Source organism: Pseudomonas syringae group sp. 247E2, from assembly GCF_032587795.1.
Classification (GTDB): Bacteria; Pseudomonadota; Gammaproteobacteria; order Pseudomonadales; family Pseudomonadaceae; genus Aquipseudomonas; species Aquipseudomonas amygdali.
Genome location: NZ_JAWHPK010000001.1, coordinates 1,214,480 through 1,231,710, shown reverse-complemented (window position 1 = coordinate 1,231,710; position 17,231 = coordinate 1,214,480). Strand labels below are relative to the sequence as shown.

The window sequence follows — 17,231 nt, the reverse complement described above, 5'->3', positions numbered from 1 at the left end:
TAAACGCTATGACGGACGTGCCCACTGTGCTGACTTTTCTGGACTGGAACGCCAGCTGGCATAGCGCGCATTGACTTTTTGCCTATGAAAAAACGTATGGCACATCTTTTGCGTACACGATCGTATACAAAAATATCATCGATCGTACCCCGATCCCGCCACGATCCATCGAGGGAGTAACGCTATGACAGACCAACGCCCGGCCGGATACAGCCCGCGCCTGCACAACCATGATCTGGGGCCGGTGCCGCAAAAGTGGACCTGGTACAACATTCTGGCGTTCTGGATGAGCGACGTGCACAGCGTCGGCGGTTACGTTTTCGCCGCCAGCCTCTTCGCGCTCGGTCTGGCCAGCTGGCAAGTGCTGATTGCGCTGCTGGTGGGCATCTGCATCATTCAGGTGATTGCCAATCTGGTCGCCAAACCCAGCCAGCAAGCCGCCGTGCCCTACCCGGTCATCTGCCGCCTGGCCTTCGGGGTATTCGGTGCCAACATTCCTGCAATCATCCGCGGGCTGATTGCAGTGGCGTGGTACGGCATTCAAACCTATCTGGCGTCCAGCGCACTGGTGATCGTGGTTCTACGCTTCTTCCCGGAACTGGCTGCGTATCAGAACCTGACCTTTCTCGGGTTGTCGTGGCTTGGCTGGCTAGGTTTTCTGGCGTTGTGGGTGGTCCAGGCTGCTGTGTTCTGGACCGGCATGGAATCGATCAGACGCTTCATCGACTGGGCCGGTCCTGCCGTTTATGCGGTGATGTTCGCGCTGGCAGGCTGGATTGTCTGGCGCGCCGGTTGGGATAACATCAGTTTCACCCTGGCTGAAAAAGAGTTATCCGGCTGGGCGGCGTTCGGGCAGGTGGTCATGGCCATCGCGCTGGTGGTCTCATACTTCTCCGGCCCGACCCTGAACTTCGGTGATTTCAGCCGCTATTGCCGCAGCATGGCTGACGTGCGTCGCGGCAATTTCTGGGGCTTGCCGGTGAACTTTCTGGCGTTCTCGCTGGTGACGGTGGTGATTGTCTCTGGCACGCTGCCGATTTTCGGTGAAATGATCCACGACCCTATTGCCACCGTAGCGCGTATCGATAACACCACCGCCGTGCTGCTCGGCGCATTTACTTTCGTGACCGCCACTGTCGGCATCAACATCGTCGCCAACTTCGTTTCCCCGGCCTTCGACTTTGCCAACGTGGCCCCCAGCCGCATCAGCTGGCGTGCAGGCGGCATGATTGCTGCCGTAGCTTCGATCTTCATCACGCCCTGGAACCTGTTCAACAACCCTGAAGTGATCCATTACACCCTGGACGTGCTCGCGGCCTGCATCGGCCCACTGTTCGGCATCCTGCTGGTGGATTACTACCTGATCAAGAAGCAGCAGATTGATGTCGACGCCCTGTTCAATGACACGCCAAGCGGTCGCTACTGGTACACCAATGGCGTGAACTGGATCGCGGTCAAAGCGCTAGTGCTGACGGCGCTGGTGGGTCTGTGCTTTACCTTTGTCGAGTGGTTCAAGCCCATTGCCAACTTTGCGTGGTTCACCGGGTGCATCCTGGGTGGCGCGCTGTTTTATGTGATGACCCGATGGTCGCCCGTGCAGACTGCCAACCTGCCTGCGCCTGTCGGCCAGAACTAAGAGCTACTGTAGGGGCGCTGGCACCTGACCGGGACCAGCGCCTGCACGTTACACAAACACCGGTCGCCTCGCGAAATCAGCGCTTTCAGCTGGCTCGGCAAGCTCGATATGACCTGAAAGCACTGCCCAGACTGCCTCCGTACAAAATACTGCACTTATCAGGTGATATTAATTTAATATCACTCTCAGGCCAAACCCATGGAATGATGAAGTGTCACTGATCGCCTGTAAGGCCTGGGGCACAAAATAGAATAAAATTTGTACAACTTTCAGGCCGCTGCGCTGCCCTATGACTGAGTCTTTGTGAACCAGGCGTTCAAGTGGGTCGATAGTGATGAGCAATGATGTTTCCGGCGGCATGCCATTCGCCCCCCAGCCACTCCCGCCTTCAGAGCAGGAAGCGGCCGAGCAGCTACAACTCGCCCTTGATTCAGGGGCAGTTGTCGGCACTTGGGTGTGGGACATCATTGCCGATCAGTTGACCGGCGATGAGCGTTTTGCCCGGACCTTCGGCTTGTGCCCGAAGCTGTGCGCCAAAGGCTTGCCACTGGAGCTGGTGATAGCTTCCATTCATCCCGACGATTCGGCCAGAGTCGACAAGTCAATCGAGGACGCGCTTCAGAACAGCGAAACCTACCGATGCGAATACCGGGTTCTGCATGAAGACGGCCTTTATCGCTGGGTTGAAGCCAGCGGAAAAATCGAGCGTGATAGTCGCGGCAAGCCTGTTCGCAGTCCGGGCGTATTGCTTGATATAGACAGCCGTCGCATGGCTGAAGACGAGCGCGACCGGCTCAATGAGTTGCTGAGGATATTCACGGCTGCCGTTCCGGGCGTTGTCTACGCCAAGGATCTAGAAGGTCGCATGCTGGTCGCCAATCGTGGCACCGCTGAACTGATCGGCAAGCCGCCCGAGTTTTTCATCGGCAAGACGGACCTGGAGTTTCTGGATGATCAGCAACAGGCACGGGTGCTCATGGAAACCGACCGCCGGATCATGCAGAACAATGTCAGCGAACAGATCGAAGAACAGGTCAACCTGCCTGACGGCTCTGCAGCGACGTGGCTCTCGACCAAAGCGCCCTTGCTCGATGAAAACGGCGAGGTGATCGGTCTGATCGGCTCGTCTGTTGATGTCACCGCCAGAAAAAAAGCCGAAGAAGCGGTCAGAGAACTCAATCAGACACTCGAACAGCGCATCGAACAAGCCGTTTTCGAACGTGAGCAGGTCGAAGACGCCCTGCGCCATTCCCAGAAGATGGACGCCGTCGGACAACTGACAGGCGGCATCGCACATGACTTCAACAACCTGCTGGCCGGCATTTCCGGCAGCCTTGAACTGATCACCAAACGACTCGCTCAAGGCCGTGTCGGTGATGTAGACCGGTACGTGTCGGTCGCTCAGGGCGCAGTACGGCGCGCGGCTTCGCTGACTCACCGGCTGTTGGCGTTTTCGCGGCGTCAGAACCTGTCCCCGAGAGTCACCAACGTCAACGTGTTGATTCAGGACATGGAGGAACTTATTGCACGCACGGTCGGCCCGGAGATAGATATAAAAGTCGTCGCCCACGATGACTTGTGGCCTGCACTGATCGATCATGCCCAGTTGGAAAGTTCGTTGCTGAACCTGTGCCTGAACGCCCGTGATGCAATGCCCAGTGGCGGGCGCATCGTCATCGAAACAGCCAATGCGTCCATTGAAGAATGTACCGACCCTGACCATGGCATTCCTGCCGGCGAGCACCTGAGCATCCGTGTCACAGATACTGGCATGGGGATGAGCCCGGACACCGTCGCCAAGGCGTTTGAACCGTTCTTCACCACCAAACCGATTGGCGCCGGAACCGGCCTGGGCCTGTCGATGGTCTACGGTTTTGTGCGCCAGTCCGGCGGTCAGATCCGCGTCGAGTCGGTTGAAGGTCAGGGCACCAGCGTGGTCATGCACCTGCCACGCCATATTGCTGAAAATACTCCACGCGCTGCCGAGCCCGAAATAACCGAAGAGCCAGCGCACCACACCGGCGAAACCGTTCTGATCGTTGATGACGAGCCGTCGGTCAGAATGCTTGTCGCCGAGGTGATCACCGGCCTGGGCTACAACTGCCTGGAAGCAGGCGACGCTCAGTCAGGTTTGCAGATCCTGCAGTCAGATACCCGCATCGACCTGCTCATCAGTGACATCGGTTTGCCGGGCGGCATGAACGGCCGGGAAATGGCTGACGCTGCGGGCGACTGCCGACCGGGGCTGCCGACCCTGTTTATCACTGGCTACGCCAAGACTTCAGTGCTGGACGACTGCCACCTGCGGCCCTGCACACAAGTTTTGACCAAGCCGTTCGGGCTGGATGCGCTCGCCGGGCGAGTGACAGGCCTGATCGGCGCGGATGCAGCCACTCGCTGCTATTGATAGCGTGCACCCTACGACACCCGATGGCCGGTATTTTGTGGTCAAGGGACAACTCTGGCGATGTTCCAATCCGTCCCTGAGCGAAGAGGTTCGTCAGCGATTAGTGAATGAGTTGATGGATGCCCGGCGCGAGGTCAAGGCAGCCAAGGCAAGCGCGGATTCAGATGCACTGAAAGCCGCCCGGGCCGGGGTTCACCAGGCCAAGGTTGCACTTGGGGAGCGCGGCGACGTCTGGTGGACTGACGGGGCGAGGGATTTCAATCGGTGCAAGGTGGAAAACACGCCATATGCGCAGTGGTATGTAGGGTCAGAAGCACAACGATCGGCTAAGTAAACGCCTTCGATACAGCGGCAAACCTCATTCATTACTATTCACCGCCCCGCTTGATCATCGGATTAGGCCTCGCCTTGCCCCTGAGGCGCTGTGATAGACGCTCCGCGAAGCATTTATATGATAACCAGCATTCATTAATCGGCGCGCCCGCCGATAAACCGCTATTGCTTTCGCTGTACTTCACCTCTCGGCACTCCCCCTCTAAAGGCCCTTATCGGCATGACAAAATCGCTAAAATTCAGCCATAAAATCCTGTTGGCGGCGTCTCTCGTAGTGATCGCCGCATTCACCCTGTTCACGTTTTACAACGACTATCTGCAACGCAACGCCCTGCGTCTGCAATTGAAGGAGAACCTGAATCAGACGGGTGACAGCACCGCAGGCAACATCCGCAACTGGCTTTCAGGGCGAATTCTTCTGGTAGAGAACCTGGCGGAAAATGCGTCTTCGCCGCAATCAACCGACGCGCAGAATCTTGCCCTCGGCCAACCCACGCTTATCGCCACCTTCATGAGTATTTACCAGGGTAAGAGCGATGGTTCTTTCGTCACTCAGCCGCCTGATGACATGCCGGCCGACTATGACCCCAGGACCCGGCCGTGGTATGTCGATGCCGTGCGCGCAGGCAAGACGATCCTCACCGAACCGTATCTGGATGCTGTGACCAAAGGGTTGATCGTGACCCTTGCCACACCGGTCAAAAGTGCATCGGGTGTATCCGGGGTCATTGGCGGTGATCTGAGCCTGGAAATACTGGTGAAAATGATCAGTTCGCTGCGCCTTCATGGCGACGGCTACGCGTTTCTGGTCGATGCGAATGGCCGCATTCTGGTCCACCCGGACACTTCGCTGGTAATGAAAACGCTGGCAGAAGTCTACCCGGCGAATACGCCGAAATTGTCCCAGGACCTGAGCGAAAGCGAGCATGCCGGAAAAGCTCAGATTCTTACGTTTGCCCATGTAGACGGGCTGCCTTCCGTCAACTGGTATGTGGGCGTGGCGATGGACAAAGAGATCGCCTATGCATCACTGGGCGAGTTCAGAAACTCGGCCATCGTGGCGACTGTCATTGCGGTGGTGCTGATCATCCTTCTGCTGGGAATGCTTCTGAGCGTACTGATGCGGCCGCTCAACCTGATGGGCCGCGCCATGCACGATATTGCTGCCGGCGAAGGTGATCTGACCAAACGCTTGACGATTCAGAGCGAAGACGAGTTCGGGTATCTGGGCAACGGCTTCAACCTCTTTGTAGAACGAATCCACGACTCGATGCGTGAAGTAGCCTCCTCCACGGTACAGCTCAATGAAGTTGCCCAGCGGGTAGTGAATGCCTCCAACTCGTCGATGCTCAATTCCGATCAGCAGTCCAACCGTACCAACAGCGTGGCCGCAGCCATCAATGAGCTGGGCGCTGCAACCCAGGAGATTGCCCAGAACGCCGCGCGCGCCTCTGGCCATTCAAGCGATGCACGCACGCTGGCCTCGGACGGTCAGGACGTGGTCGGGCAGAACATCGCGGCCATGAGCCGCCTGTCAAAGCGCATCAGCAACGCAAGTGAACAGATTGAAACGCTCAATACAAAAACCGCCAACATCGGCCAGATACTTGAAGTGATTACCGGCATCTCTCAACAGACCAACCTGCTGGCCCTTAACGCAGCCATCGAGGCGGCACGCGCGGGTGAAGCCGGCCGAGGTTTTGCCGTGGTGGCCGACGAAGTACGCAGCCTGGCCCACCGAACGCAAGAATCGGCGAGCCAGGTGCAAGAGATGATCGAGCAGCTGCAATCGGGCGCTCGCGAGGCTGTTGCGCTCATGAACGAAAGCCAGCGTGAAAGTGTTGAAACGGTCGGCATTGCCAACAAGGCCGTTGCAAGCCTTGAACACGTTACCGAACGCATTGGCGAAATCGACGGCATGAACCATTCGGTTGCCACGGCGACCGAAGAACAAACTGCCGTTGTGGAAGCGATCAATGTGGATATCACAGAGATCAATACCCTGAACCAGAAAGGCGTGGAGAACTTGAACGCTACCCTGCGCGCCTGCACTGACCTTGAACAGCAATCCACCCGCTTGACGCAGCTGGTGGGTAGCTTCCGTATATAACGCTCAAGCCGCTGCCAGAGAATTTCTGGCAGCGGCTCTACATCCCGACTGCCAGGAAGCACGCGCAACTAAGGCAACTGCTGTTCAATCACCCCCAGCCACCCCATGCCGGGATAAGTCTCAAAGCCAGGGGTCATTGAATACCCTTGAATGCTGTTGTTGGGCAGTGTGCTGTAACCGGTGGCCTGCCCCGCCCTGGTCTGCAAGTCGATACTGTGGCCCAACGGGCTTTGGGGGTCGGAACTGGCAATTATCCTGTGGCTGGCATCGACCATCATCACTCGGGTGCGGGTGCGCTCTTCATCACTCAGACGCACGCCATTGATCACCGAGTCCGACTGATTCTTCCAGTCAAAGAAAATCCCGATGACGCCGATCACAGGTGAGTGTTTGCCGGCGTTACTGCGCACGGCTGCACTGAACGCACAGGTTTGCGAGCCGTTGAGCAAGGGCTCCACAGCGACTTCACCGGCAAAGTATTGATCGCCAGACGAGTGCCGCACCGCCTGCTTGAACCAGGTCGCCTCATTTACATTCGCACCGATAACCTTGTCGAAGGTATCGGGCCGACCGGACGCAATCACGCAGCCGGTTGTATCGGCAACCCAGATGTCCAGGTACACCGTATAACTGTCCAGAATGACGCCGAGGCGCTCACTGGAGTGTGCGCGACTCTGCGCAGTTGGGGTCATCAGTACATCAACCAGCGATGCATCGGTCGCCCACCAGCGAACATCGCACGTGCGCTCATATAGATTGCGATCAATGATTTCGATCAGGTTCAGTGCGAGGTCTGCCAGCCGTTGACCTCGCACATCAAAACACATGCCCTTACCAAGCTCGGTCAGTTCATTGACCGATGCTTGCAGGTCTTGAGTCAGACCGCTGGCAATCTTCGAAATCTGCTCGGAGATATTCTTCACCTCCTCGGCCACCACCGCAAAACCCCGACCGGCTTTACCTGCATGCGCCGCTTCGATCAGCGCGTTTATTGCCAGCAATCGAGTCTGGCGGGTGATCAGTTGTATATCGCTGACGCCACGAGTTGCCAGAGATTCCACTTCACGGGACAGGGTCACAATTCGTTCGGGTTCGATCATTTTCTTTCTGCTTCAATGAGTTACCGTAGGCGGCAGCCATCGCACAATCGTCGTGCAAAAAACAGAGGGAAAGAAGTTGTCATTCTCAAGGGCGCGGAAGTCTGGGCTTCCTGTTTTTATCGACTGATGTCGTAATGCCCTCAACCCCGCTAATGTAGTTTTGAAGGTCGACAATCTGCAAGCATTGCGCACGGAACGTTTGCACGACGGGTTTAAGAAGCATGTATGCGGAAGGGCTTCGGGCTGAGTGCGAACGCTCAGCTGTTGACGCTTTCGATCTCAGACTTTGTTGCTTGCACTACAGCCTCGCCCACCTCGGTAAGACCGAAAATAATATGCTGCACATAGGGAAACGAAGCGTCACAGGGCAATACGGCACCTGAAATCAACAGGCCTTCTTTCACAAGAGTATCGATCATCTCCATGAATTCCCCTATTGCCGGAACCGCTGGCTGGAGACGAATCAAACTCAGGTACAGCTGACCAGACGTCATCTTTCCAGGGCGGAAAAAATGGGCGCTGTCAACGATCTCCAGCACGGCCAGCTCATCGGAAAAATGATGATTGCTCACAGTGACCTCCAGCTTCAGGAACCACGACCCGCGTCTCCAGCCAGGTCATGGTTCAATCGGCGTTGGCAAGTGACTATCCGGCTTCAGAAACTCCATCACTTCAGCAGTAACGGAGGGGTGATCAATCAGCCGGTTATGGCCCAGCCCTTCCGTGGTAAAAAGACGTGCTCCGGGCCATAGCTTTGCGAACCGGGCACCCTTTTCCCACGGGGTTTCGCGATCTCGGCGGTCATGAATAACAAGCGCTGGACGATCAAGCAACTGCAGTCGCGCAGAAGCGTCGTAATCCGCGAAGCGGCGGCCGCTCAGCGCATGCAAGTATCCTTCAAAAGGTGCGAAAACCTTGTGCGCGATACCAAAAGTTTCAAACTGATGAAGCGCGTTGTCAGCCGGGGCCAGGAACGGCGCAATCAACACAAACCGGTCGGGACGCCACTGCTCTTCCTGAGCGAAAATGATTGACGAAGCGCCCAACGAATGAGCGATCACGGCCGCAGGCTTTCCGAAATGGCGTCCTACCTGCTGAAGCACTTCCACAAACTGCGGCATGTGGCTGATATCGCCAGAGCTTAATCCATGGGCAGGCTGATCAAAACCAACCACCGCATAGCCCATCGATCGTAACAACGGCACCCAGCCGACAAAACGCATCGCGTAGCTTGACCACCCATGGGAGAACAACACATAAGGTTGACTGGAAGGATCTCCCCACACGTAGGTGCAGATCTTGATCCCGTTCAGTTCCAGAGTACCCGTTTGCACATCCGCCGATGCGCTCAGCGCAGCGGCAGCCTCGGCACGTCCTGCGGCCTGGGGTGTCACGAAACGTCGGGCAAGGTATCTTCCGGTGGGGCCAGGTAGAATACGGCTGGCAAGCATGAAGGTGCCCCGCAGCGTCAATAATCGAAGCCTGTTGGTAAGTTTGCTCATCGGTATTCTCCGCACCAGCCATAAGACCTGGAGCAATTAGAGCAGCCTATCTTGTCACTGACAAGATAAGCTGTACGATGGCTATATAACTTTTATTTCATGACAGGGAGCTTCGTATGTCGACCTCAGATACCCCGCGTACTTACCACCATGGCAACTTGCCGACCGTCTTGCGGCAGGCGGCCTGGGACATCGTAGGGGAAGCAGGCATGCGAGGACTCTCACTGCGTGAATGCGCAAGACGGGCGAACGTTTCACACGCCGCACCTGCGCACCATTTCGGATCTCTGGAAAACCTGATGGCAGAGGTGGTGGCCGATGGTTATGAACGGATGGTCGACGCTATCCATGCCGCGCAGCGGGACCTTGGCGACTGTGTGCTGGGCTGTGGGATAGGCTATGTCAATTTCGCTAAAAACTACCCACAGCATTTCCGGTTGATGTTCGGAATGGGCGGGGTCAACCGCACATTACCCAGATTGCTCACTTCAGGCGAAGCCACGCTGCAACTGCTTCGTCAGTCGATACGTACAGCATGGGTCGCAAAAAACGGTGCCGAACCAGACTCGACAGTGCTTGAGCAACGCACCTTCCTCGCCTGGAGCACTGCGCATGGATATGCCTCATTGGCGATCGACAGAAAGCCGGACGAACTCTCTGTGGCCTCGGCCGAATCGATACTCAAACCGATGGCGTCTTTTTTGCTTACACCATAGCGCTCCGCGCCCCGCAAAAGCGCCCGGGCCTATATGCCCACTTCGCCCTCTGAAACGCCCTCTGCGCCGCATCTCCCGAGCGGCCAAAGCGCCTGCGCGCGAGATTTCTCTTCGCCCCTCTCGCCTATGAATGCAGGCGCACACAACCTCGCCATATTTTGATGTCGACCAACATCAATACGTTGACATTTTAGATTTTGATCGTAATCATAACGCCAAGGATCAATTGGCAGGGCCCTTCTGCGTCAGCGTCGAAGGCCCTGCCGGGTGACCGACAATCGCAGGCGCAAACGCCTGGCTGCCCTTATTGCATTACTTGTCAGGACATCACCAATGACTACTCTCTCCACTGTTCTCATCACTGGCGCTTCCAGCGGTATTGGTGCCATTTATGCCGAGCGATTTGCCCGTCGCGGCCACAACCTGGTGCTTGTCGCACGTGACAAGCCACGCCTCGATGCTCTGGCAGCAAGGCTGGGTAAAGAAAACGACGTATCTGTCGAAGTGCTTCAGGCCGACCTGACCAACTCTGCCGACCTCGCAGCGCTTGAAACTCGCCTGCGCGACGATGCCCGGATCGGCGTCCTTATCAATAACGCAGGTATTGCTCAGTCCGGCGGATTCATTGAGCAGAGCGCTGAGGCCATTGAAAAGCTTGTCGCCCTCAACATTGTTGCGCTGACGCGCCTCGCTGCCGCAGTGGCCCCTCGCTTCGCGCAGTCCGGTACCGGTTCAATCGTCAACCTCGGGTCGGTGGTGGGCTTGGCGCCAGAGCTCGGCATGACCGTTTACGGTGCCACCAAGGCTTATGTGCTGTTCCTGTCTCAAGGCTTGAACCTGGAACTGGCACCCAAGGGCGTGTACATCCAGGCGGTCCTGCCGGCAGCTACCCGCACCGAAATCTGGGAGCGCGCCGGGATCGACCTCAACAGCCTCCCCGAGGTAATGGACGTTGAAGAACTGGTCGATGCAGCGCTGGTGGGCTTCGATCGTCGCGAACTGGTGACCATTCCGCCACTGCACGTTGCGGGTCGTTGGGACGCGCTTGATGGCGCGCGGCAAGGGTTGCTGTCGGACATTCGACAGGCGAACGCCGCAGAGCGCTATCTGACCAAAGCCTGAAACCAGGGTACCCATCATGAGTAGCTCAAATCTGCAGACTCATTCGGCACAGTCGTTTGTCCAGGCGCCTAATAAAATCGCAACAGTCGCAGGCATTGCCTTCGCCTATCGCCAGTCAGGTTTGCGTGGTGGCGTGCCGCTCTTGTTGCTCAACTACTGGGGCGCGGTACTGGACGATTTCGACCCGCGCATTGTTGATGGTCTTGCTACCAGGCATCACGTTATCGCCATCGACTATCGCGGGGCTGGTTTATCGACCGGCACCGCGCCGCTGACGATAGGCGAGATGGCTCGGGACACCCTCGAGCTGGTGCGGGCAATGGGCTACAGGCAAGTGGATCTGATTGGCTTTTCAATGGGCGGTTTCGTGGCCCAGGACCTGGCATTGAAAGCACCCGATCTGGTACGCAAAGTTATTCTGGCAGGCACCGGACCGGCAGGCGGACACGGTATCGAGCGCATAGGTGCGCTGTCCTGGCCACTTATTCTCAAAGGTTTGCTGAGGCTGCGAGACCCCAAGGTCGATATGTTTTTCACCTCCACGCCAAATGGCCGACGCGCTGCCAGAAACTATCTGAGCAGGGTGAAGGAACGTACGGTTGACCGCGACAAGCCGCCAACGCCTCGCTTGCTGCTTCGCCAACTCAAAGCAATCAAAGCCTGGGGCAAACAACCCGCGCAGGATCTTGCACGCCTGCGGGTGCCTGTACTTATCGTCGTCGGGGACAGCGACGTCATGGTCGCAAACGAGTTGAGTCGCGATATGAGCCAACGTCTCCCGCAGGCGCAACTGGTGGTTTATCAAGACGCAGGCCACGGTTGCGTCTTTCAGTATCACGCCGACTTCGTCTCAACGGCTCTGGAGTTCCTTGCATAAAGCGTTCGAACTTCAACTGCACATCGTTTTTAAAAACAACCCATCACTGTCAGACGACCCTGGAAACCTAGCGTCATGAAAGCACTTACCTTCGAAAGCTATGGCAAGTCGCCTGAAATTGCGATAACGCATGTACCTCTGCCGACCATCAAGCCTGATGAACTGTTAGTGGAAGTTCACGCGGCCGGGTTGAACCCGATCGACAACATGATTACTACAGGCACGTTCAAGGCCGTCCTCAAGTACGAATTACCCGCCATTATGGGCAGCGATCTTTCCGGCGTGGTCATCGCGGTAGGCAAAGCCGTCACCCGTTTCAAGGCGGGTGACGCCATTTTCGCCAGCCTCTTTGACCTCGGCAAAGGTAGCATCACCGAATTTGCAGCCGTGCCTGAGCACGCTGCTGCACTTAAACCGGCGAATCTGGATTTCGTACAAGCGGCCTCTATTCCAATGGTCGGGCTTACATCCTGGCAAGCCTTGAAAGAACGCGCCAATCTTCAAACCGGCCAGAAGGTATTCATACCTGCGGGGGCTGGAGGCATCGGCACCTTCGCTATTCAACTGGCTAAACACCTGGGGGCCAACGTCGCCACGACCACCAGTACCGGCAATGTAGAGCTGGTGCGCAGCCTGGGTGCAGATGAAGTGGTGGACTATAAAAAGCAGGCATTCGAGCAAGTATTGCGCGACTACGACCTGGTGCTGGGTACAACGCGAGGAGACACGATTAAAAAAGCCGTCGGCATCCTCAAGTCAGGAGGTTTGATCGTATCCCTCGTCGGGCCACTGGATAAGGCGTTCGCCAAGGCACGCCGGATGAATGCCTTCTTCACTTTCCTCTTCGGGCTGATGAGCCACTCAATCAGGCGCCGTGCGAAAAAACACCACGTGACCTACTCGTTCCTGTTCGTACGCCCGCAGGGGGCTCAACTCGAGAAGATTGCCGTGTTACTTGAAAGCGGGCAAATCAAACCCGTCATTGACAGGGTCTTTGCGCTTGAGCAGGCCAAAGAAGGACTTGAGTACCTGGCCCGGGGGCGTGCCAAAGGCAAAGTAGTTGTGAAGATCAGGTAAGTGTCGGTGACCCGCGTTTTCAATTCCCCACATAAGCAACTTGTCGGCCCCCAGCCTTTTGAACACTGGAGCATTACATGAGCACATCTTCCGGAAAAACGGCCATTGTCACCGGTGCATCATCCGGTATCGGCCGCGCAACGGCCGAGGCGCTGGTGCGCTCGGGCTATACCGTATTCGGCACCAGCCGCAAGATTGGCGAAAGTGCAACGCAGGTATCCATGCGTACTTGTGACGTAACTGACGATGACTCGGTCAGCGCGCTCGTTTCCAGCGTACTTGCGCAGACCGGGCGGATCGACCTGCTGGTCAACAATGCAGGTATTGGCCTGATAGGCGGCTCCGAGGAATTCTCGATACCCCAGGTGCAGGCGTTGTTCGACGTCAATCTGTTCGGCGTCATCCGCATGACCAATACAGTATTACCGTCGATGCGCGAACATGGCCAGGGGCGCATTATCAATATCGGTTCGATTCTGGGCTTGATACCCGCGCCCTACTCTTCGCATTATTCGGCGGTCAAGCATGCGCTGGAAGGTTACTCGGAATCTCTTGATCACGAAGTGCGCGCCTTCAATATTCGCGTCTCGGTCATTGAGCCGGCTTTTGTACGAACCGTCTTCGATCAAAACGGCCTTGAGCCGGACCGGTTATTGAAGGAATACGATCAGGCCCGAGCAGGATTCAAGGCGTTGCTCGCCGATGTAATGCCGAAAGCCGATTTGCCGGAAGTGGTGGCGGCTGTAGTGCTTAAAGCGGCGAGCGATGTACTCCCCAAGCGGCGCTACACTGCCGGCAAGACAGCCCGACAAATCAGCATGCTGCGTCGCTTTGCACCTGCCGGGGTGTTTGACAAGAGCCTGCGCAAGGAGCTTCGTTTGCCGGTTTGAAATGCAGGTGAGGCGGTCACTTCAGGGGCGGTGCTTGAGCTGGACAGCCGGGGAATGCAGGGGCGTAAGATGACAATTCAGACACCAGACCACACCGCTGACCAGCAAGGCAATGGCCGCCAGCTCATAGCCGTCGGGTAGCCGGCGCTCCCATAAAAAACCGAAGACGAGCGCCGCCAGCGTTTCAATCACGAGCACTTGCCCGCTGAGTGCCAAGGGCAGAAGTCGGCTCGCCTGATTCCAGCAGGCACCACCCACCACCGAAGACAAAAGCGCAACGCCACCGGCCACCACGAGAAAATGCAGCCATTCGGAAATACCATAGGTGCCCACTTGAGAACCCAGGGCCGGCGCTGCCAAAAGCAGTGATTGAGCGCCCGTCATGACCCCCATAAGCAACGCCCAGTCATGCGCGGAGACGTTGGTGACCTGCACCAGCCGCCGGGCATTGCTCACCGCAAACCAGCTCCACGTCAGCAACGCACCTGACGCGCATAAAATCCCGACAATATTTGCCGCTGTATCGGGCCTCTCGTCATTGATCAGCGCGTGCCAACTGATAAGCACAACGCCCCCCACTGCGCAGCACAGTGAGGGGAAGAGCTTGCGCAGAGAAACGGCATTTGCGTCATGACGACCTGCCAGGGTTACGAGCACCGGAATAAGTCCGACAATCAACGACGTTGTGGCGATGCCGACCAACTGCACGCCTGTGCCCACTAGCGAGTAGTAGATGAGGTTGCCGATCAGGCTAAGCCAGAAGAGTGACTTCCAGTCGGCCAGGGTGAGACTGGCGCAAACACGCCGCCAACGCAGCATCAGCAGGGCCGCAGAAATGGCGCCGTAGCAGAGAAATCTTATGACCGCGAACTGCACACCGCTCAAACCTGGAGTCAGCTGCGGGCCCAGGAAAATCACGCCCCAGCACAGACCGGCGCAAACGCCATAAACAATGCCCTTGGGCAATGATCGATCAGCAAACATTTCACCTGCGCTCCAACGCCTAAAGCATGAAGTCTGGAGCGTCGGGCCTGGAGGGTCTTGTCGGTAACTGCGGAATTTTTTACCCGGACTGTTTTTGCGCTTTACGATAAACCGCCGGGGTCGTAGCGCTCAAACGCTGCATGGTGCGCGTCAGCGATGCCTGATCGGAAAAGCCCGCACGCAAGGCAATCTCGGCTATCGGCAGCGAGGTGCCGCGCAACCACCGTTCAGCCTCCTGTATGCGTAGTTCAGTCAGCCAGGCTTGAGGACTCATCGCGAATAATTGCCGGAATCGCTGGTGCAGCTGGCTCATGCTCATGTTTGCGACTTGGGCCATGGCCTGATTGCTCCAGTGTGCCTCAGGATTTGCTCGCAGACGGGCTATCAACTGCTCTATCGGGGACGAAAAACGGCAGGTGTCCGAGCCAAGGGACGACAGAAGCAGAGGGCCCAACTGTGAGGCAGCAATGGCCAGTTGCTGGTTACCGATCAGCTCGGCGAATTCGATAAGGCGACGGGTCGCGGGCGAAACAGGCACATATATTTTCTCGGCCAGACGCCCCATCTGGATTGTCTCCAGCGTCGTCGGTGCGCAGTCCAGCACCAGAAAACGGCTGTCGACGTGAGTGTCCTGCGAGTGCCGCGAACCAGGCTTTACCAGCGCGGCCAGTGACTGATCGATAAAGCCACCGCGACCGTCCACGTCAATTTCCATTCGGCCACGAATCGGCAGTACCAATTGAGTATGGTCGTGGCAGTGCTGAGGGCTTTGCGTCTTGTAGCTGCGAACTTCAAGGCTTAAAAACATTAGTGCACCCCTTGCCGTCGGGTGATTCGAGGTCTGGCGTTCCATAGTGTCTGCGCGCTTACAGGTTCAGCGGCGTCAGCAACAGGTCAACTGGCTGGCAATCCTGATCCCGCTTGATCAGCATCTACTTAAGCCGGCAGCGGCCCGCAGGCACGATAGGTATCGATCAGCGTATCAAAAAGGGCAATGTCTGACCGGCTTCTCGCAATGAGTTGAGCGCCCGCCACAGCCGAAAAAATCGCCTGCGCCCGCACCTCGCTGGCCGCTGGCATACACACATTCGCCGCCACCAGAAGCTTGCTCAGCCAGGCAATATTGACCTGGGCAAAAAGCTGAATTTCCTGAGTCATCTCTGGCGGCAATTTATCGGTTTCAGCGCCGATAAAACTGCCCAGACAAAGGCGATTTTCAGCCTCTAGCGAGCGGCGGAAAATTTCCGGGAAACGGTGCAGCGCTTCGACAGGGTCTGGTGTTTCTTCAGAAATAGCCTCAAGAGCAGCAGCACCGTCCTGCCAGTAGCGCCTGGCAACCGCCACACCCAGGTCAGCCTTGCTTGGAAAGTGGTAGTAAATACTGGCTGGTTTGATTCCAACCTGAGCCGCCAGATCGCGAAAGTTCAGGCCGTTATAACCCTGAGACTGAGCGATGTTTCTCGCGGCAAGCAGAATGGCCTCTCGTGCGTTGATGGTCATCGTGGTGCCTTGTGCTTCGGACAGGTTTCTGCAAACGGGCGCATGCTAATTCAAAAACCTGACTGTTGTCAGGTAGAACGGTTGTGCGAGGCACGGGGAAGTCGAGAACGCCATGCAATGACGGTCCCGACGATAATGTGCGCGCGCAACAGGTCGGTCACTCGGCCGGCGAGTCCAGTTCGGGTATACCGCTGCTGCGATCAGCATAGGCGGCCTGGAAACCCGGGCGTTTCTGCCAGCGCTTCCAGTACAAGTCCAGGAACTCGAAACGCTCATCCAGCGGCATGGCGTTGACCGGAAACTTGGAGAAGGCAATGGCGGTTGCAAGGGTGATATCCGCGAAAGTCGGCGCCTCGCCGCCCAACAGCCACTCGCGGCCATCGGAAAGATGACGGTTGACCAATGCGGCGTGTGTCAGCGCCTCTTTGCGGCAGTGCTCGCCCCATGCTTCGTTCTTCGTCAGTTCAAGTTTGAAGCCGAGCCCGGTGTGCAATACATGAAACGCGGTAACGATCCGGTAGAGAATATGCACCCAGATCCGGTTATCCCACATGTTATCAAGGCCTTGTTCCAGAGCGCCTTCCCCCATGATCTTGCGGCCCGGATAAGACTGATCCAGATAGCGAGCGATAGCGGCGGTCTCGGAAATGAAGCTGCCGTCTGCCAGTTCAAGGGTGGGCGTTTCTCCCCAAGGGTTCATATTGAGATGACGCCAGCCACGCTGCTCTCCGCCGGGGGTCATGTCGTAAATAGTCTCATCGAACTGATCGGCAATGCCTTTTTCGTGGATGAACAGGCGCAGGCGCTGGGGGTTCGGAAAAGCCGAAGGAGATGTGAAAAGTCGCAATCTGGAGGTCATGGTCGGGCCTGTGAAATGGAGTGGGCATCTACCTAACAACTGTTAGGTCGATAGACCGTAGCACACTCCTGAGCCCAGTCAATACCCTACCTAACATTTGTTAGGTGGATGACCGTAG

The 17,231-nt window shown here is 57.0% G+C and carries 16 protein-coding genes and 1 pseudogene; 10 read left to right on the top strand and 7 right to left on the bottom strand.

The window, feature by feature from the left end; genetic code table 11:
- Positions 1 to 184: 184 nt before the first annotated feature.
- The 5 genes and pseudogenes from RYC18_RS05620 to RYC18_RS26315 all read left to right on the top strand — a co-directional run bounded on the left by RYC18_RS05620 (position 185) and on the right by RYC18_RS26315 (position 6,486).
- Complete coding sequence (locus RYC18_RS05620; RefSeq protein ID WP_016982641.1) at positions 185 to 1,636, top strand: NCS1 family nucleobase:cation symporter-1; 1,452 nt, start codon at positions 185 to 187, stop codon at positions 1,634 to 1,636.
- Between the two features lie 334 nt (positions 1,637 to 1,970).
- On the top strand, positions 1,971 to 4,043 hold the full coding sequence (locus RYC18_RS05615) for a PAS domain-containing sensor histidine kinase (RefSeq protein WP_316884070.1): 2,073 nt from the start codon (positions 1,971 to 1,973) through the stop codon (positions 4,041 to 4,043).
- A gap of 4 nt (positions 4,044 to 4,047) precedes the next feature.
- Positions 4,048 to 4,377: a hypothetical protein gene (locus RYC18_RS05610; protein ID WP_316884188.1), complete on the top strand. Its 330-nt coding sequence runs from the start codon at positions 4,048 to 4,050 to the stop codon at positions 4,375 to 4,377.
- Positions 4,378 to 4,596: 219 nt separating this feature from the next.
- A pseudogene (locus RYC18_RS26320) lies at positions 4,597 to 5,631 on the top strand (cache domain-containing protein); the annotation flags it as partial.
- 15 nt (positions 5,632 to 5,646) lie between these two features.
- On the top strand, positions 5,647 to 6,486 hold the full coding sequence (locus RYC18_RS26315; RefSeq protein ID WP_410478349.1) for a methyl-accepting chemotaxis protein: 840 nt from the start codon (positions 5,647 to 5,649) through the stop codon (positions 6,484 to 6,486).
- Positions 6,487 to 6,554: 68 nt separating this feature from the next.
- Here RYC18_RS26315 and RYC18_RS05600 read toward each other — a convergent pair whose 3' ends face one another.
- From RYC18_RS05600 to RYC18_RS05590, 3 genes are all read right to left on the bottom strand, one after another.
- A complete protein-coding gene (locus RYC18_RS05600) occupies positions 6,555 to 7,586 on the bottom strand; it encodes a methyl-accepting chemotaxis protein (RefSeq protein WP_004661284.1) in 1,032 nt (343 codons plus the stop codon).
- 257 nt (positions 7,587 to 7,843) lie between these two features.
- A complete protein-coding gene (locus tag RYC18_RS05595) occupies positions 7,844 to 8,158 on the bottom strand; it encodes a hypothetical protein (protein ID WP_002554386.1) in 315 nt (104 codons plus the stop codon).
- A 45-nt stretch (positions 8,159 to 8,203) separates the two neighbouring features.
- Positions 8,204 to 9,088 carry an alpha/beta hydrolase gene (locus RYC18_RS05590; protein WP_005781909.1) on the bottom strand — a complete coding sequence of 295 codons (885 nt, stop codon included), beginning with the start codon at positions 9,086 to 9,088 and terminating at the stop codon, positions 8,204 to 8,206.
- A gap of 116 nt (positions 9,089 to 9,204) precedes the next feature.
- On the opposite strand from RYC18_RS05590, the gene RYC18_RS05585 reads away from it, so the two are divergent.
- From RYC18_RS05585 to RYC18_RS05565, 5 genes are all read left to right on the top strand, one after another.
- Positions 9,205 to 9,804, top strand: a complete 600-nt coding sequence (locus RYC18_RS05585) for a TetR/AcrR family transcriptional regulator (RefSeq protein WP_316884051.1) — start codon at positions 9,205 to 9,207, stop codon at positions 9,802 to 9,804.
- Between the two features lie 333 nt (positions 9,805 to 10,137).
- A complete protein-coding gene (locus RYC18_RS05580; RefSeq protein ID WP_316884049.1) occupies positions 10,138 to 10,926 on the top strand; it encodes an SDR family oxidoreductase in 789 nt (262 codons plus the stop codon).
- A 16-nt stretch (positions 10,927 to 10,942) separates the two neighbouring features.
- Positions 10,943 to 11,803, top strand: coding sequence for an alpha/beta hydrolase (locus tag RYC18_RS05575; protein WP_316884048.1), 861 nt, complete (start codon positions 10,943 to 10,945; stop codon positions 11,801 to 11,803).
- 75 nt (positions 11,804 to 11,878) lie between these two features.
- The gene (locus RYC18_RS05570; RefSeq protein ID WP_316884046.1) at positions 11,879 to 12,880 is read left to right on the top strand and encodes an NADP-dependent oxidoreductase; all 1,002 of its coding nucleotides are present in this window, start codon (positions 11,879 to 11,881) and stop codon (positions 12,878 to 12,880) included.
- Between the two features lie 77 nt (positions 12,881 to 12,957).
- Complete coding sequence (locus RYC18_RS05565; protein ID WP_316884044.1) at positions 12,958 to 13,770, top strand: oxidoreductase; 813 nt, start codon at positions 12,958 to 12,960, stop codon at positions 13,768 to 13,770.
- 21 nt (positions 13,771 to 13,791) lie between these two features.
- On the opposite strand, the gene RYC18_RS05560 is transcribed toward RYC18_RS05565, so the two are convergent.
- The 4 genes from RYC18_RS05560 to RYC18_RS05545 all read right to left on the bottom strand — a co-directional run bounded on the left by RYC18_RS05560 (position 13,792) and on the right by RYC18_RS05545 (position 17,113).
- A complete protein-coding gene (locus RYC18_RS05560; protein WP_316884042.1) occupies positions 13,792 to 14,754 on the bottom strand; it encodes a DMT family transporter in 963 nt (320 codons plus the stop codon).
- A gap of 79 nt (positions 14,755 to 14,833) precedes the next feature.
- The gene (locus tag RYC18_RS05555) at positions 14,834 to 15,562 is read right to left on the bottom strand and encodes an AraC family transcriptional regulator (protein ID WP_316884038.1); all 729 of its coding nucleotides are present in this window, start codon (positions 15,560 to 15,562) and stop codon (positions 14,834 to 14,836) included.
- Positions 15,563 to 15,690: 128 nt separating this feature from the next.
- On the bottom strand, positions 15,691 to 16,254 hold the full coding sequence (locus RYC18_RS05550; protein WP_016982651.1) for a TetR/AcrR family transcriptional regulator: 564 nt from the start codon (positions 16,252 to 16,254) through the stop codon (positions 15,691 to 15,693).
- Positions 16,255 to 16,411: 157 nt separating this feature from the next.
- On the bottom strand, positions 16,412 to 17,113 hold the full coding sequence (locus RYC18_RS05545; RefSeq protein WP_005754931.1) for a glutathione S-transferase family protein: 702 nt from the start codon (positions 17,111 to 17,113) through the stop codon (positions 16,412 to 16,414).
- Positions 17,114 to 17,231: the final 118 nt, after the last annotated feature.

Bases quoted from the DNA above. Each gene is read 5' to 3' on its own strand.
- RYC18_RS05555 (WP_316884038.1), bottom strand. From the start codon at position 15,562: ATGTTTTTAAGCCTTGAAGTTCGCAGCTACAAGACGCAAAGCCCTCAG.
- RYC18_RS05545 (WP_005754931.1), bottom strand. From the start codon at position 17,113: ATGACCTCCAGATTGCGACTTTTCACATCTCCTTCGGCTTTTCCGAAC.
- RYC18_RS05575 (WP_316884048.1), top strand. From the start codon at position 10,943: ATGAGTAGCTCAAATCTGCAGACTCATTCGGCACAGTCGTTTGTCCAG.
- RYC18_RS05560 (WP_316884042.1), bottom strand. From the start codon at position 14,754: ATGTTTGCTGATCGATCATTGCCCAAGGGCATTGTTTATGGCGTTTGC.
- RYC18_RS05600 (WP_004661284.1), bottom strand. From the start codon at position 7,586: ATGATCGAACCCGAACGAATTGTGACCCTGTCCCGTGAAGTGGAATCT.
- RYC18_RS05615 (WP_316884070.1), top strand. From the start codon at position 1,971: ATGAGCAATGATGTTTCCGGCGGCATGCCATTCGCCCCCCAGCCACTC.
- RYC18_RS05580 (WP_316884049.1), top strand. From the start codon at position 10,138: ATGACTACTCTCTCCACTGTTCTCATCACTGGCGCTTCCAGCGGTATT.
- RYC18_RS05590 (WP_005781909.1), bottom strand. From the start codon at position 9,088: ATGAGCAAACTTACCAACAGGCTTCGATTATTGACGCTGCGGGGCACC.
- RYC18_RS05585 (WP_316884051.1), top strand. From the start codon at position 9,205: ATGTCGACCTCAGATACCCCGCGTACTTACCACCATGGCAACTTGCCG.
- RYC18_RS05550 (WP_016982651.1), bottom strand. From the start codon at position 16,254: ATGACCATCAACGCACGAGAGGCCATTCTGCTTGCCGCGAGAAACATC.
- RYC18_RS05620 (WP_016982641.1), top strand. From the start codon at position 185: ATGACAGACCAACGCCCGGCCGGATACAGCCCGCGCCTGCACAACCAT.
- RYC18_RS05570 (WP_316884046.1), top strand. From the start codon at position 11,879: ATGAAAGCACTTACCTTCGAAAGCTATGGCAAGTCGCCTGAAATTGCG.
- RYC18_RS26315 (WP_410478349.1), top strand. From the start codon at position 5,647: ATGCGTGAAGTAGCCTCCTCCACGGTACAGCTCAATGAAGTTGCCCAG.
- RYC18_RS05565 (WP_316884044.1), top strand. From the start codon at position 12,958: ATGAGCACATCTTCCGGAAAAACGGCCATTGTCACCGGTGCATCATCC.